Below are 16,961 nucleotides of genomic sequence, written 5' to 3'. Positions count from 1 at the left end.
TTATTCTGATAAAACACCTACATAATAATTGAATGTGTCTACATCAATATTTTCTTTATTTAAACCATTTATTTTAATCGGCCGAAAATGCTGATCTAGTTCAATAAGATCTCTTTTTTGACCTTTTATACCAATATGTATTGGCATATGGAACCCCTTGACTTCGCTGATCCAACGTCCCATTATTCTGCCTGAAGGATCTTGTCTAATCTCCAGTATAGGAATGGAAGTGTGTTGAACATATTGTTCAAATACTTTTAAAAGATCTAAACCAGATTGCTGACTTACATAATTGACAATATCTTTATAATCTACCTGCTGATGGTAAAATTTGCTGTTCAAGCCTCGAAGAATGCTACGCCATTTATCATCATTGTTGATCATGGTACGTATCATATTGAGCATAACGCCGCCTTTTGGATACATGTCTCCAGATCCTTCTTTGTTTACATGATAGGGGCCTTGGATAGGACCGTCATTTTGGATCCCGCTTCGAATGCCATGGGCATAGGCCTGGCTGGCCTCTTTGCCATAGAAATAGTCAATAAATAAACCTTCGGAATAATTGGTAAAGCTCTCATGAATCCACATATCCGCCAAATCAGCTGAAGTTATATTGTTGCCAAACCATTCATGACCAGATTCATGGACGATAATGAAATCCCATTTCTGTCCCCAACCTGTTTCCGATGCATCCCTGCCACGATACCCATTTTGATAATGATTACCATAAGCAATGGCACTTTGGTGTTCCATTCCAGTATGGTAAGTTTCAACGAGCTTATAACCATCTTCATAGAAAGGATATGGTCCAAACCAATGTTCGAAAGCTTCCAATGTCTGTTTGGCATTTTTTTGTATATGGGCCTTCTTTTCGGCTTTATCATTCTCTCGTAAAATATAATAGTCTACATCTAAAGGTCCCTTTTCACCTTTGTATTTTTCTTTAAAATGAATGTAATCTCCAATATTGATGGCGACATTATAATTGTTGATCGGATTGACAACTTTCCAATGGAATTTGGTATAACCATCTTTCATTTTTTCTGTTTTGATTAAGCGTCCATTGGAGACATTCATGACATCGTTTGGAACAGCAACTGAAATCAACATGCTATCTACTTCATCATATTGGTGATCTTTGTTTGGCCACCATACGCTAGCGCCCATGCCCTGGCACGCTGTAGCTACCCATGGCTTTCCATTACTGTCCTTTTTCCAGTCGAATCCACCGTCCCAAGGAGCTTTTAAAGCTTCAGTAGGATGACCTTCGTAATATACTGTAAATTCATCCAGCGTTCCTCGAGAGATGCTAACAGGAAAGTCGATAAAGACAGCGTTATATTCTCTTGTAAATGGAACTTCCTTCCCTTTGTAAATTATTTTATTGACCTTAAGATTTGCAAAAAGATCGAATTGCAAACGCTTAAAATCAGTGGTCGCTTTAAAGCGAAAGAGGTTAGAGCCGGATATAAACTTATTGTCTATATCGACCTTTACGTCCAAATGATAATATTGGATGTCATAACAAGTTCGTAATGGTGTAAGAAATCCACGAAGCGAATCCGCTCTCGTGAATTCATTTTTTGCTTTCATTAGCTGGGCTGTGGATTGCTGGATACCTGCTGCCAAAATACTGTAGGTGCCTAATGCATATAATAGTGTCCTTTTCATCTGTAAAATAATTATCAATTCAATCTATTTCCCGCCTGGAGGGCAATGAAGTTTTAAATAGTTTGTAAATAAAGTTCTTAAATGTTCGTGTGTACCTTGGCCTTCACTGATAGAGTGGCTGCGGTTAGGGTAGGACATCAGTTGGAACTGTACATTATTTTTGATAAGCTCATTTATTAGAACTTCGGCATTTTGATAATGAACATTGTCATCTCCAGTTCCATGGATATATAGTAGATTTCCTTTAATATTTTTTGCATATTTCAGTGGGGAGCCGTTTTCAAAGTCTGCAAGATTTTCTTGTGGAAGGCCCATGTAGCGTTCTTGATATACATTGTCGTATAGCAACTGATTTGCTACAGCTGCAATGGCGATACCCGTTTTATAGATTTGCGGATATTGCCCCAGTAGGTTAAGCGTGCTTGATCCCCCTCCGCTCCATCCCCAAACGGCCACACGTGAATTGTCGACAAACGGCCATTTCAGTATTTCTTGTGCTCCCAGTGCTTGGTCGCGAATATTGAGCTGACCGATATTGCGATAGATACTTTTTCGCCATAAGCTACCTTTAGGAGCTGGCGTTCCACGATTATCCAGCGAGATATAAATGTAACCGTCCTGTGCCATATTTCCCTTATATAGCGGGTTGTAACCGGCACTAAAATCATCTAAGACGGTTTGTGATGCTGGTTCGCCATACACCATAAAGACGACAGGATACTTTTTGTTTGGATCAAAATCAATCGGTTTTATCATCCAGCCGTCTAATTCAACTCCTTCGGCGGTTTTAACGTTAAAAAACTCTTTAATACCATCACTGACTTTTCTCTCGCGTTTGAATTCAAAATCTACCTGTACTTTGTGAGTTGGTAATTCAATGACCGCATTGCGTTGTAATGTGGAACGGTTGCTAAAACTGAAGATGGCTAGCTTTCCGTCTTTTGAAATATCATAATCGCAGGTCCCTTCGTATGAGGCCGGCGTTAGTCTTTTGGGAACTCCGCCTTTCGTAGAGACACTATATAGATACTTTTGTGTTGCATTGCTTGGAGAGGCTGTAAAATAAATAGTTTCATTTTTTGGATCAAAATAATCAAGATTGATCATATCATAATCCGCTTTCATGATCAGTTTTTCATTACCCGCTAGATCAATCTGGTAAATTTTGCGCCAACCGTCCTTCTCGGATACCCAGATGAAGGCCTTTCCATCTTGAACCCAGTCCCATCCGGAAGGATCGTTGTTGTTCCATCGCGCTTTGATATCAATCCAGGAATCGCTTTGCTCTTGATGTATGTTTTTCGCCCTATTATCGGAGAGGGCAACAGTATAGATCTTGCTCTCATTTTGTTTCCTGTTGAGCTGCTCTAGAATGACCTGCTTACTATCAAGACACCATTCCATGCGGGGAATATAATGCTGGTAAGGATCTCCGGGGATATTCAGCATAGTAGTCTTGGCATTTGCAATTTCATAGATCCATATCGAACAGGCACTGGGCGATTGACCAACTTTAGGATATTCTACTGGAATAGTGTAGGAATAGAGGCTATCGGTATTGTTGATCATCAGAAAATTCCGGATATTGCGGGCATCAAGTTTCCAGTAGGCAATAGCCGAGCCGTCGGGGGACCAACGGAAGCCATCTTTACAACCAAACTCTTCTTCGTAGACCCAGTCGAAAGTGCCATTAATCATATGATCTGTACCATCTTTGGTAACAGCATCGATGTTGCCGTTGATCAGATCTTCTACGTAAATATTGTGGTCGGCTTTATTGACGTAGGCTACTTTATCTGCTTGCGGGTTAAACTTCGCAAACATCAGTTGTGACGCCGGAAATTTTTTGCCTAGCTGTTGTAACTGACTGGACTTCTTATTATAGACCCAATAATCACCTCTTGTATTCTCGCGCCAAACTCTTTTGCTATTGGTATAGATCAAAATAAGTTCCCTGTTTTGGGAAATGGAAAAATTCTCAACCTTTAACGCGGTCGTTTGGTCTTGAGGGATAAGCGATTGTTGAGAAAGGAAGATTGATCGATTCCCATTTTTCGGATTGACCATTTCTATTCCTTTGTCAGAAAATTCATAATATTGATCACCATGGTCTGTCCAAAGTCGCTGCGCAAAAATGGAACCTGGAACCTGAAAAATCAGTATTAGAATAATAAAGATCGACTGTTTAATGCTGTTCATTTGTTTATCTGTTTGAGTTGACCCTAAAAGGAGTTAAGTTCACTTTTCGGGTTTATCATTATGTTAGTTGTTCGTTATTTAATCAATTGGATTGTCTTTGAGTTGATAGATTTCCTGGATTTCACGTTCAAGATATTTTCCTAAACGACGGTATCTATCTGTTTCGATCACATAATTATCTTCAATACGAATTCCTCCGAAATCGAGATGTTTTTTTAAGAAATCATAATTGATAAAGTCCTTGTGTAAATTTTGTTGCTCCCAAAGCTGCGTTAATTCAGGAATGATATAGATTCCGGGTTCAACGGTTAGCACATTGCCCGGCGCTAATTTTTTGCCGAGTCGAAGGGATTTGATGCCAAAGGTCTTGGTGTCCTTTGGTTCTGTTTCTGTATACCCAACATATTGTTCACCCAAATCCTCCATATCATGTACATCGAGACCTAACATATGGCCTAGTCCACATTGGAAGAAAAGTGCATGTGCATGATTCATAACAGCATCCTGGGCGTTACCTTTCATAAACCCTGTCTGTATGAGTCCATCGACAAGGGCTTCGCATGCTTTTAAATGAATTTCTTTAAAGTGGGTCCCAGAGGTTAACAACCTTTCAGCTGATTTGAATGCGTGTAATACAATTTGGTAAATCTCCTCTTGTAAAGAAGTGAAACGTTTTCCTACAGGAAAAGTCCGTGTAAGGTCTGATGCGTATCCCATCGAGGTTTCGACTCCTGAATCATTGAGAAGAAGGTCTCCGTCGTGAAGTTGATGAAATTGCATATGATTGTGTAGAATTTCCCCTCGCTTAGTCACAATAGGAGGATAGGAAAAGAACATTTCTTGATCTTGTGCAAAATGTTGCATGGCATTGCTAATTTGATATTCATAACAATCGGGTTTTGTTATTTGAATGGCAAGACGATGCATATCAACAGCAACATCAACAGCCTTTTCCAACTCAATAATTTCTTCTTCCGATTTGATGCTTCGTTGCGCAACAACCGCCTGAATCAAAGTTACAGAAGGCTGAAGTAGATCAACCGGACGGCCGGTCAATTTTGCAAGCAGCAATTTGTTATGCGATTGATAAGGAGGAAGATAACGGATTATATCTTGTGGTTTCTTATTTAGATAGTCGAAGAGTTCTTTAAAAGGAAGTAACTTGCTGATACCGCAAAGAGCAGCTTTCTCTGATAAAGTTTGTTGTTGCCCCATCCAAACAATATCATCGATGGTCATTTCGTCGCCAAACAATATAGTTTCGCCACTGTCGATATCTAATATAGCGGCCAATCGGGGACTTTTTATGCCTACATAATATAAAAAACTACTGTCTTGGCGAAAAGGATATGTGTTGTGCTCAAAATTGATCGGATTTTCGATGTTCCCTAACAAAAGAATTTTACCCGAATTGAAGCTCGATAACAAATAGTTTCGACGATTAATATATGTCTCTTTTTTGAACATAAGTTTTGAAAATAAGAAAGTAATGTGTTTATCCGCCGATAAAATATCAAAATTATCTTTCATTCTGAAGTGTGCCAAAGATAATTTGTGATATTAATATTTATAATATGCCAGCTAATATCGCAAAATTTAATCTTTTGATCCATAAAGAGACGACTTCAAGAAATTATTTATCAGGTCTATGTTTTTTATGTTGTTACAATAGCCTGCTGTTGATAATTTATATATAAAAACAAATAACATTGGTAAAAAATAAAGTTCTGTGTTTCTATTGGATATTAATTATCAGAATTTATCAAAGTCTAATTGTATTTTAACCTTGGTTTTGTGAGATATCGGGTTTTATAACGTGAATTAATCGAACATTGATTGAATTTTTCATGAATTACTAAATATTATCACATTATATACATATTTTGTTTTTGTTTTTCTATCTTCTGTAATCGATATATTTACTTGTTTCGTAGTTGTTATATTTATGTTAACTAAACAGTAGTACTACGAACATAAACTTATGAAATCCTATGAAAACGCTCCAATTTAATGTGCCAACTATGCAAGGCCAAAGCCTAACTGTACAAGAAGATATTTTAGAAACTTTTTATCCACATCTTCACAGACATCAAGAAGCACAACTCATGTGGATAGTAAAGGGCAGAGGAATATTAATTGTCGAAGACACTTTACATCCTTTTAAGGAAAATGATATTTTCTTTTTGGGGGCAAACCAACCGCATGTATTTAAGTCAGCCTCTGAAGATGGTTTTTCAAATGAATCTCGTTCTATCTCAATTTTTTTTGATCCGAATGGTAAACTCAAGCTATTGTTTTCCTTAGAGGAGTTTGAATCATTAAATCAGTTTATTTACAATAATTCGTATGGTTTTAAAATTCCAGATGAATATTTTAACCAAATTTCAGAAAGAATTTTACAATTAAAGTCCTCAGATCAGATGGATAAATTGATGCATTTTTTCTACCTATTAAGGTCTTTGGCAAATATATCAAGGGAGACGGAACCGCTTTGTGCAGAGCGAGGTGAGATGGTATTCGATACAATTCACACTTCAAACCGTATCAATTTAATTTGTAATTATATTAAAGAAAATTATAAACATGATATTAGTCTTGAGGATGTTGCTAACTATGCAAACCTCACGCCACAGGCATTTTGCCGGTATTTTAAAAAACATTGCGGTGTTACCTTTGTAGCATATTTAAATCGAATACGCGTTAAGGAGGTTTGTAATCAGCTTAACGAGGATCATTTGGATAGCGTTTCCTTCATTGCATACAATTGTGGTTTTAACAGTATCACTAATTTTAATCGAGTTTTTAAGCAGATTGTTGGCTGTAATCCAAAAGAGTATGTACAACAGTATAAGCAAACCTTATATTCTGTCATTTAGAATTTTGATTTAATAGTTGGACGATTTAGATTACCAAAGTAACTTCCTGCATTATTAATCAATTTATGTTTTTTTACTTCGAGCTTTGTTCAAAGTCCGATATACCGAATAAAAGTAAATTATAACATTAATGATTGTGGTTGTTGTAGGATAGTTTTTCTAACCTGGATCTAAGAGAATACTTTGTTCCTGAAGCAAAGTGGATTCCTTTACGAGATTGTGAAATCCCTTAGTTATGGTGATGTTTTTTTGTTAAAAAGCGGTATTTATAAAGCTAATATCAATGATTTTGTTTTATACGTTATACCGTTAAAAAATTCATAAAAAGGGGCTTGCCTCATTCGTATTATTTAACATTTCAGGTTAAGAATTGGGCAATAGTAGTGAAGATTCGGTTAACAATAGAAGCGAGATACTTATAACTTAGTTATTGTAAAAAAGCACTATAAACTAACACATCTGAAACTAAACTTATGAACAGAAAAAGCATTGCTATGCTAGCCGCTACAATCTTAGTAAGCTCGGCAGTATATGCGCAAACAGTTTTGAAGGGGAAGGTGGTCGACCAAGATGGGAAACCTATCCCCGGAGTTACAATCACTCTTAGAGATGGAACCGGCACACAGACGGGGCAAAATGGGGAATTTACGATAAACTATAAGCAAGCAGGTACTTTAAGTGTATCTGCTATTGGTTATGGTCGTAAAGAAGTTAACTTAACAAACCAGACTTCAATTCAAGTTACTTTACAATCTGATGAACGGAGTTTGGATGAGGTAATTGTTACTGCGATGGGAATTACCAGAGATAAAAAATCACTGGGATACGCAATTCAAGAGGTAAAAGCCAAAGACTTAACAGATGCTGGACAATTGAATGTAACGAGCTCCCTTTCTGGGAAGGTTGCTGGGGTTCAAGTCAATCAATTTGGCGGTGCAGTTGGCTCATCAGCGAGGATTTCACTAAGAGGAAACTCTTCTCTACAGGCAGATCAACAGCCGTTGATTGTTGTAGATGGAGTTCCAATTACCAATAATACACAACGTTCAGGAGATAACACTTACGGTGGTGTCGATTATGGATCCGGTTTAAATGATATCAATCCGGAGGATATTGAAGATATTCGGATTCTGAAGGGGGGATCCGCGGCGCTATATGGTATGCGTGCAGGAAGAGGAGTTATTGAAATCACCACAAAATCTGGAAAGAAGGCAAAAAACGGAGTGAGCTTGGCTTATGACGGGAACTTTAGCGTCGATCAGGTTGCAACCTTGCCAAAATTCCAAAACTTATATGGACAGGGATCACGAGGAGACGAGTATCATTACAATCTGAATGGGAAGGGGTTGACTTATCAGCAATATGCAGAACAAAACTCTTTTAATTATGTCGATGGTACGGGTGAATCAGATGATGGTGTAAATGATGGCTTTGATGAATCGTGGGGACCTCGTTTGGATATTGGCTTGAACTTACGGCAATTTGATAGTCCTGTTGTAAACGGGGTGAGACAAGCGACACCTTGGGTTTCGCATAAAAACAACGTGCGAGATTTTTTTCAATTAGGACACTCACAGAATCATAATCTTTCATTATTGTCTAAAGGAGAAAAGTCTTCTACTAGAGCGGCTTTATCTTATAGAAATCAAATTGGAACTGTACCTAATACAGATCAGACTAGATACTCCATGCAACTCAATAATTTTTATCAATTATCAGATAAAATATCTTATGATGTTATGGCGAACTATTCGAGAACACAGAGCGATAACTTGATTATGCAAGGGTATGATGGGGCCAATCCGATTAATGGTTTTATTTGGTTTGGTCGGCAGGTAAATATGCAAAGTTTAAAAGATAATTGGGACCAAAGAGATCCAGAAACTGGAAACTACACCTATTACAACTGGAACTCATCTTATCATGTGAATCCGTATTTCACAATGAACAAGACAACAAATTCATTGAATAGAAATCGTGTTTTTGGAAAGTCTTCATTGTATTATAAGCCCTATGAATTTTTAAAATTTGAGGGACGCGTAGGATTAGATTATTATAATGCGAAGATGTTCCAATCAAACTATTTCAACTATGATAATCCGAATGGTAGTTTCCGAGATCTTAAAACCAATAATACAGAGTTGAATTTAGATTTTATTGCTACGTTCAATAAACAATTTGGTGATTTTAATTTACTTGCAAGCGCTGGAGCAAATTATAGGGATGCACAGAATGAAAACAGTACAGTTGGCGCAGATGCCTTAACAGTACCAGGAGTTTATACGATTTCTAATCGAGTAGGGGATGCTGTCAACTTAATGGACCATAGTCATATTCGTTCGAATTCTATTTATGGTTTGGCTTCAATAGGCTGGAAAGATCAGATATATGTAGATGTAACGGCAAGAAATGACTGGTCGTCTACAATAACAAAGTCGTTTTTCTATCCATCTTTCAACTTAAGCTGGCTACCTACAACGACTTTTGAAGCTCTGAAGGGCGATGTACTTTCCTTTTGGAAGTTGCGCTTCAACTTAGCTGAAATTGGTAATGCAACCTCTGCATACAGAAATAAACGATATTACTATGCGCAGAATAGTTCGTTTAATGGGGTTGCTCAAATCTATAAAAGTATGACTTATCCAAATCCTAATTTGGAACCAGAAAGTATACGGACATGGGAAGTTGGTACCGAGATAGGTTTATTTAAGGATCGATTACATGCTGATTTTACATATTATCACAAAAATGCTAAAAAACAGATTCTACCGGTTACAACCTCAAATGTTGTCGGGTTTAGTAGTATGGTCTTGAATGCAGGGAATATTGAAAGTAAAGGAGTTGAAATCCAGTTACGTGGTGATATCTTAAAAAGTGAGACTGGTGTAAACTGGACTGCATCGTTCAATTTTGCAAAAGATAAGAATAAGATTTTGGAACTGTATCCTCAATTAAATTTGGATACTTACCAAATTGGTTGGACATGGGGGATTGCTAATATGGCCAAGGTGGGTGAATCTTGGGGAGCATTAGTTGGTCCCGGATATAACCGTGTAGAGGATGGACCAATGAAAGGAGCTATTAAAGTGACTGACGAGGGATTTGTTGATAATACAAAATCTACTCAGGTTATTGGCCATGTTACGCCTAACTATATGATGAGTCTTCGAAATGAATTTAAATATAAAGATTTTACAGTAGGCTTCATGTTAGACTTTAGAAAAGGTGGTGATGTCTGGTCACAAACAATGAGTCATGCTTATGGTGCTGGTATTGCTGCTATTACAGCAGAAAATGGCGTGCGTGAACGTGCTATTGTTGCAGGAAAAGATGTTATGAAAAATGAGCGATTTGCAATGCCAGATGGGAAAGGAGGCTGGGTAGAAAATACTATTGCCGTAAATACTCAAGATTGGTATGAATCAGGAGGAATAGCGGAGATGTATGTATTTGATGGATCTTTCTTGAAATTGCGGGAAGGATATATTACTTATACAATTCCTCAACATGTCTATGGTAAAATTAAGGGAGTCAAACGTGCAAATGTATCATTAATAGGATCCAATCTAGCATTATTATGGGTTGATAAATCAAATACAATGCGTATAGACCCGGAAACTAGTGGCGTGTCGAGTGATAGTAGAGGTGTTGGTTTTGAGCAAGCATCAGTTCCAAGTTCTCGCAGTATCGGATTGAAACTAGGTATTACTTTTTAATTAGATTTTAGGAATTTTATGTTCTTAACAAATACAATGAGTATGAATAAGATTATTAAGAAAACAGGGTTAGCAGCTTCGGCGTTATCACTCCTGTTATTATCGGGATGTACTAAGAATTTCGAAGATATAAATACAAACCCAGATGCATTGCCTTATAGCCCACCAACAAATACACTGGTTAATGTACTCCGTAATACGGGAGAGCAGTTTGGTGGGGATGTTGATGGTTATGGTACATTTGCAGGCTATATTGTTAAAATTCAATACATGGATTTTATGTCTGGATTGGTGCCGACAAATAATACTTATGGCAATCGTTGGTATGCGTGTTATTATAACAATACGCAACTAAAAGACATGTTGGAATATACTGAAAGTACTGCAAAAGGCTATAAAAATGTGCGCTTTATCGCACGAATTTGGCAAAACTATATGTGGTCCTATTTAACGGACGGGTGGAGAAACGTGCCTTTTACGGAGACATTTCAGGGTACCGAAGAGCAAGGAGGTGTTTTAAGAGCAAAGTATGATAAACAAGAAGATATTTACCCTGCTATATTGAAAAGTTTAAAAGAGATTGCTGACGAGATGGCAGTAGGATATGGAGACGATGCGTTGGGGAAAGCCGATGCAATCTATTATATGGGTGACGATCAAGAATCTTTAACAGCAGAGATGCTGAAGTGGCGGAAGTTCTGTAATTCCTTAAGACTCCGTTTGGCATTACGCATTTCTGGAGTTGCATCGGATTTAGCAAAATCGACCATAGAAGAAATTGCAGGAAATAAAGGGAAATATCCAGTATTGGAAGAGAATAGTGAAAATTGCGCCTTGACTTATCCTGGAGCTCCACCATATTATGAACCGTGGTATAATTCTGGAATGATAGGGAATAGAAGAAATAACTGGGCGCTGTCTGATATTTTTATCGATCATTTAATTGATACTAAGGATCCTCGTATTGCTGCGGTGGCTTTAAAAGCAAATGACGGTGAGTATCGAGGTTATCCTAACGGAGCAAAACAAGGCCCTTCGAGCCTAACTTCTGTTTCTTGGATAGGTGATCGTTATATAGCCAATGCAGCAGGTGCAACACCATTTTTTAAATCTTGTGAAACTTACTATATTTTGGCTGAGGCGGCAATGCTAGGGTATAACGTGGGTATATCTGCCAAGACTGCTTATGAAAAAGCAGTAAATTTATCTATGGCTGACAATGGTATATCTTCAGAGGCTACAAATGCGTATTTAGAGGGGGCAGGAAAATGGAATAATACAAAAGAGCGTATTTGGTGGGACATGTGGGTGGCTTTATTCAAAGAAAATTTTGAAGCTTGGAGCTTATACAGGAGAACTGGAGTTCCAACAACAAATTATCCTTCTTTGAATTCCATATTTGGTAAAAAGCACAATGATCAACCTTGGCGATTGCCTTATCCAAATAATGAGTATTTATATAATAAAGCTAATACGAATGAGGCTGCCACCAAAGTGGTTGACAATGTTTGGGGCGAACAGATGTGGTGGGATAAGCGTACAGGAAAATTTTAGTTTCATATGTTTATTTTTATGCAGCGAGGTGATTTCGGTTCCCTCGCTGTTTTTTTTGGTGAACCTTCCTTTTCATCGTTGAATTGGTGCTTTTGGAGTTATTCAAATCTAAAAAGCTAGTATGAAATCTATTGATGGACCTCCTTGAGAAACCTGATAGGCGGATCTGCTTCTAAAGAGATAGTACCGGATGGAAGACTGAGTAATATGAATTTGTGAAACGATATATTAGGCGAAATAAACGAGTATAAAAAAAGGTTTTCAAACGGGGAGAATGAAAACCTTAAATAACCAATTATAAACCTAAATTATGATACAACAAAGATAGTGTCTTTTTTACACTTTGTCAAGATTTTTTTTAAAAAATCTTAAATCTTTTTGAAGAGAATACTTGAATTGTGTCCACCAAAACCGAAAGTATTGCTCATTGCTGTTTGAATTGTCTTTTCCAAAGGTTGGTTGACAACAATTTTGATTCCTTCAGGAATTGCAGGATCGATATTTTCGATGTTTATTGTCGCTGGAATTACATTATTGTTTATGGACTTTATCGCAATAATTGCTTCAATTGCTCCTGCCGCACCGAGCAGGTGTCCGGTCATTGATTTGGTAGAACTAACCCAAAGGTTGCTGGACTTACCAAATGCAAGTTGCATTGCTTTCAGTTCAGCAATATCGCCAACGGGAGTAGAAGTCGCATGGAGATTTAAGTAATCCAATTGATCACTGTTGATTTGGGCTTCCTCTAGCGCTAGTGACATAGCTTTGGCCGCGCCTATGCCTTCTGGATGAGGCGAAGTCATGTGATAGGCATCAGCAGTCATAGAAGCGCCGACAAGTTCAGCATATATTTTTGCGCCTCTTTTCTTGGCATGCTCGTATTCTTCCAATATCAGAGCTCCGGCACCTTCCCCCATAACAAATCCATCCCGATCCCGATCGAATGGTCTGCTTGCAGTTTTGGGATCATCATGCCTACTCGACATTGCTTTCATCGCAGAGAAACCTCCTACTGAAGCAGGGGTAATGGGTGCTTCTGAACCGCCGCTGATAAAAACTTTTGCCTTTCCCAATCGAATGTAATTGAATGCATCCATGAAAGCGGTATTGGACGTGGCGCAGGCAGATACCGTTGTATAATTGATTCCCTTTAATCCGAATTTCATCGATATCATTCCCGAAGCCATATTGACAATAAGCCTAGGAACGAAAAATGGGCTGAATCGAGGAATATAATTGCCCGTTACATAGTTTTCAACTTCATTTTCGAATGTTTCCATTCCGCCTTGTCCAACTCCCCAAATAACACCAATATCAAATGGATCCATAGTATTTGGATCCAAACCAGAATCTTCTAGCGCTTGCGATGCACTGTACAGGGCGTATTGAGTAAATAAATCACTTCTTTTGATCTCATTTCTATCGAGGTATTTTTCCGGTTGAAAGTTTTTGATTTCGCTCGCGATCTGTGTCCGAAACAAAGATGCGTCAAAGCGACTGATGATAGCTGTGCGATTTTCGCCTCGTAAAATATTATCCCAGAATATATCAATGTTCTCTCCTAGCGGGTTGATTGTCCCCATGCCAGTAATTACAACTCTTTTCATTTTTATTATGTTAAAATTAATGTAATAATATACCGATTGGTATTTGTAGTTTTAAAAAATTATATTTTGATCTCGCGATTCACCATTTCTTTCATATTATCCAAGAGAATGGCGAAATCTTTAGCACGTCCCGAAATTTTTGAAAGTAAAATGCCGCCTTCAATCATAGCCATGAAGATGACCGCAAAATGTTCAGCAGAAATATCCTGTTTAAACTCTCCATTGTTAATCCCTTCTTCTAATATCGAAATCAATTGTTGCTTCCAAAGTGCAAATGATCGTTTGACTTTCGGTGTTAAAAAAGGTAAGGAGTCATCAGCTTCGATAGCAGCATTCATTAGCGGGCAGCCGCCTGAAGCAGTAATATTTTTAAAATTTTCTTTGTAGAAATCAAAAAAAGCGAAAAGTTTCTTTAGGGCTGTCTTTTGCAGTGTAATCTGCTGATTAACGGCTTCTGCAATCTTTTCACTTTGATAGGTATAGACATGTATAGCTAGATCATCTTTGTCCTTAAAATTTCCGTAGATACTGCCTTTTGTTAAACCCGTAGCTGTAGTGATGTCTGATAAGGAAGTAGCGAAATATCCTTTTTTGTTAAAAATAGGGGCCGTTTTTTCAATGATAAATTGCCGGGTTTGTTCTGCCTTTGACATAATCGCGCTGTTCTTTGATTGCAAAGATAAAAAATACTTTTTGGTATATAATTAATTTATTTAGGAGTAACTAAAAAAGTTACATTATTTTTTTTGTGATGCGATAAGTACAGCGAGCATCATTTTCGAGAATATATGCTATTCTGCTGATTGTATAAGACGGACCGATAAGTTGCTGAAAATTGTGAAGTTCAGAACGGCAAAAACCTTGACATTCTGTTGCCGCGGCACAAATAGGGCAATGATTCTCAATAAAGAGAAAAGATTCGGCTTCTTTTTTCCATTCAGCCATATATCCCTCTTCTGTTCGCTTCGCTGCGATAATATCAAGTTTATTTTCGAGCGTTTCAGTACCGGATAGTGCATTTGTATATTTTTGATATATTTTTGACTCCCGATCAGCAATCAATAAATCCAGCGCATTCTCACCAAGCAGTTGTTTAATGGATTGGAGCAGTTGGACGGTAACATCAGCGTGACTATCAGGAAACTTTGAAAGCCCTTGTACGGAGAGGCAATAATAGGTTGACGGCCGGCCGATACCCTCACTCCTTGCATAAGATTCAATAAGTCCTTGGTTGGCAAGATTGAGTAGATGTTTGCGTGCACCCTCCTTCGTGATGCCCAACTCCAAGGCAATATGGGCTGCAGTAACTTCGCCTCGCATTTTTAATAACATTAATATCCTATCCGCCGGTGTTTTTTGCATTTGACAATAAATAAGTTGTTTTAATATTCTAGGCAAAGATACTATTTTTTCTAAACGTTATTGTAATGGGTTTTTCTGAGCTTATTTGCAATAAGCAATTTATTTTATGATTTTAATAAAACAACTAAATTGTTGTTTTATTAAAATCTATTATTTAGCTTTGACTTATCATAATAAAATAACAAAACTAAATAGCATGAACAGATTTCAATTACCAGATTTATCATATTCTTATGGAGCACTGGAACCTTATTTTGATCAGGAAACGATGCATATCCATCATCAGAGACATCATCAAACCTATGTTGATAATTTAAATAAAGCACTAGTGGATACAAGGATCGAAAGTATTGAATTGGACGATATCTTGGGGCAGGTGAGTCAATATGGTTCTGCTGTCCGGAACAATGCTGGTGGCCATTACAATCATTCCCTATTTTGGGAAATTTTATCTCCGACACCGAAAACGATACCTACTGGGAGGCTAGCAAATGAAATAGATGCAGTTTTTGGTTCTTTAGACGAGTTGAAAATGAGAATAAAAAATGCAGGGCTTGGACAATTTGGCTCTGGATGGTCGTGGCTTTATGTTAAGTATAATGGTACTTTGGACGTGGTGGCTACATCTAATCAGGATAATCCGTTAATGAATACTCAGTTGGCGAGCCGAGGAGTACCAGTTTTAGGTGTCGATGTATGGGAGCATGCCTATTATTTGAAATATCAGAATAAAAGAGCAGACTATTTGGACGCATTTTGGTCTGTCTTGGATTGGTCCGTAGTCGAAAAGAAGTACGACCGGATAATCGATAAATTGATTTAACCGTTTGAATTTCCATCAGGTAAGGATAATAATAACATTAAAATATGTTTGTAAATAAAGTTGAAAATTCGGGTATATTGGCGCTTGATCTTATTGATTTCAAAAATGTAGTTGAAATTATCGAATTCGACATCAAAATACTCTTTTACCAAGAAATGATTGTCCGGGAAAAGGAATTTAGGGCGGCTTTGGTTACATTGGATTTGAGTTCCTTTCTGAGTAAAGCTGTTGCTTTTACCTGTTCCGTTGATGCAATTATTCCACCTTGGGTATATATGGCTTTGGCAGAGAAATTCCATGCTAAAGTAGCGTATTACGATTTTAAAAGCGTGGAAACAATGGAACTGGAATTATGGACACAGAATTTGATTCATGCAGATCTTTCAGGCTATCAAGATCAGAAAGTTGTTGTAAGGGCACGTCCAAATATACCTGAATCACTTTATATGTTGGCTACTTCGCGCTTAATTCCGATTGTCAAAACATTGATGTACGGAGAAGTCGGAATGCCAAAGGTTATTTTTAAAAGAACATAATAAACAATGAAAGCACTAATATTTAATGGGGCCTTGGAGCGTAGACAGGAGTCTACTTCGGGTATATTGTCTAATTATTTTGCTGAACAATTGAGTCAGCTGGGGATAGCGAACAGCGTTTTTAATCTCGCTGATAGTGGTATTCCGCTTTTTGATAATAGTCTTACCCGAATTCCAAATAGTGTAAAGATTATGAATAATCTTTTTTTAGAGGCAGATGTACATTTTTGGCTGTCTCCTTTATATCATGGAAGTATCCCCGGTGTAATGAAAAACTGTTTGGACTGGCTTGAGATAAGTGCAAAAAATAGGCCGGCTTATCTTACGGATAAAACGATCGGGCTGGTTTGTTGGGCAGATGGAGTACAGGCCTTGCAAGGGATCAACGCAATGGATACGATAGCAAAATCATTACGGGCATGGACTTTACCATTTAGTGTACCTATTATTAAAAGTGGATTATTTGAAAACAACGTTTCGGGAAAGCTGTCTTCAACGTATACATGTAAATTAGATCTGTTGATCAATATAGCGACAACTAGAACCACAGTGGTTGAAACACCGTTAGGACGTTCGTAAAAATTGTATTTTAATAAAAGCAGACTTCATATATT

Annotated in this window: 12 protein-coding genes; 6 read left to right on the top strand and 6 right to left on the bottom strand. The window is 37.6% G+C overall.

Going from position 1 to position 16,961, the window contains the following annotated elements:
* From B4A24_RS14880 to B4A24_RS14870, 3 genes are all read right to left on the bottom strand, one after another.
* Complete coding sequence (locus B4A24_RS14880; protein ID WP_293945918.1) at window positions 1-1,674, bottom strand: M1 family metallopeptidase; 1,674 nt, start codon at window positions 1,672-1,674, stop codon at window positions 1-3.
* A gap of 24 nt (window positions 1,675-1,698) precedes the next feature.
* The gene (locus B4A24_RS14875) at window positions 1,699-3,873 is read right to left on the bottom strand and encodes a S9 family peptidase (protein ID WP_293945917.1); all 2,175 of its coding nucleotides are present in this window, start codon (window positions 3,871-3,873) and stop codon (window positions 1,699-1,701) included.
* A 78-nt stretch (window positions 3,874-3,951) separates the two neighbouring features.
* Window positions 3,952-5,403 carry an aminopeptidase P family protein gene (locus tag B4A24_RS14870; RefSeq protein WP_293945916.1) on the bottom strand — a complete coding sequence of 484 codons (1,452 nt, stop codon included), beginning with the start codon at window positions 5,401-5,403 and terminating at the stop codon, window positions 3,952-3,954.
* 461 nt (window positions 5,404-5,864) lie between these two features.
* On the opposite strand from B4A24_RS14870, the gene B4A24_RS14865 reads away from it, so the two are divergent.
* From B4A24_RS14865 to B4A24_RS14855, 3 genes are all read left to right on the top strand, one after another.
* Window positions 5,865-6,749, top strand: a complete 885-nt coding sequence (locus B4A24_RS14865; protein ID WP_293945915.1) for an AraC family transcriptional regulator — start codon at window positions 5,865-5,867, stop codon at window positions 6,747-6,749.
* Between the two features lie 473 nt (window positions 6,750-7,222).
* Complete coding sequence (locus B4A24_RS14860; protein WP_293945914.1) at window positions 7,223-10,465, top strand: SusC/RagA family TonB-linked outer membrane protein; 3,243 nt, start codon at window positions 7,223-7,225, stop codon at window positions 10,463-10,465.
* 42 nt (window positions 10,466-10,507) lie between these two features.
* Complete coding sequence (locus B4A24_RS14855) at window positions 10,508-12,019, top strand: SusD/RagB family nutrient-binding outer membrane lipoprotein (protein ID WP_293945913.1); 1,512 nt, start codon at window positions 10,508-10,510, stop codon at window positions 12,017-12,019.
* Window positions 12,020-12,387: 368 nt separating this feature from the next.
* Here B4A24_RS14855 and fabF read toward each other — a convergent pair whose 3' ends face one another.
* The 3 genes from fabF to B4A24_RS14840 form a co-directional block, all read right to left on the bottom strand.
* Entirely contained in the window at window positions 12,388-13,626 is a 1,239-nt protein-coding gene (fabF, locus tag B4A24_RS14850) for a beta-ketoacyl-ACP synthase II (RefSeq protein ID WP_293945912.1), read from the bottom strand.
* A 59-nt stretch (window positions 13,627-13,685) separates the two neighbouring features.
* Window positions 13,686-14,279: a TetR/AcrR family transcriptional regulator gene (locus B4A24_RS14845; protein ID WP_293945911.1), complete on the bottom strand. Its 594-nt coding sequence runs from the start codon at window positions 14,277-14,279 to the stop codon at window positions 13,686-13,688.
* Between the two features lie 79 nt (window positions 14,280-14,358).
* Complete coding sequence (locus tag B4A24_RS14840; RefSeq protein WP_293945910.1) at window positions 14,359-14,946, bottom strand: helix-turn-helix transcriptional regulator; 588 nt, start codon at window positions 14,944-14,946, stop codon at window positions 14,359-14,361.
* Window positions 14,947-15,184: 238 nt separating this feature from the next.
* On the opposite strand from B4A24_RS14840, the gene B4A24_RS14835 reads away from it, so the two are divergent.
* The 3 genes from B4A24_RS14835 to B4A24_RS14825 are packed head-to-tail and all read left to right on the top strand — an operon-like array spanning window position 15,185 to window position 16,926.
* Window positions 15,185-15,811 carry a superoxide dismutase gene (locus tag B4A24_RS14835; RefSeq protein ID WP_293945909.1) on the top strand — a complete coding sequence of 209 codons (627 nt, stop codon included), beginning with the start codon at window positions 15,185-15,187 and terminating at the stop codon, window positions 15,809-15,811.
* 44 nt (window positions 15,812-15,855) lie between these two features.
* Window positions 15,856-16,347, top strand: coding sequence for a DUF2480 family protein (locus tag B4A24_RS14830; protein ID WP_293945908.1), 492 nt, complete (start codon window positions 15,856-15,858; stop codon window positions 16,345-16,347).
* Window positions 16,348-16,353: 6 nt separating this feature from the next.
* Window positions 16,354-16,926, top strand: a complete 573-nt coding sequence (locus B4A24_RS14825; RefSeq protein WP_293945907.1) for an NADPH-dependent FMN reductase — start codon at window positions 16,354-16,356, stop codon at window positions 16,924-16,926.
* The last annotated feature ends 35 nt before the right edge of the window (window positions 16,927-16,961 follow it).

The organism is Sphingobacterium sp. UBA7249 (assembly GCF_002472835.1).
GTDB lineage: Bacteria > Bacteroidota > Bacteroidia > Sphingobacteriales > Sphingobacteriaceae > Sphingobacterium > Sphingobacterium prati.
The sequence above is the reverse complement of the archived record's forward strand: the minus strand, read 5'-3'. Positions and strand labels throughout refer to the sequence as shown.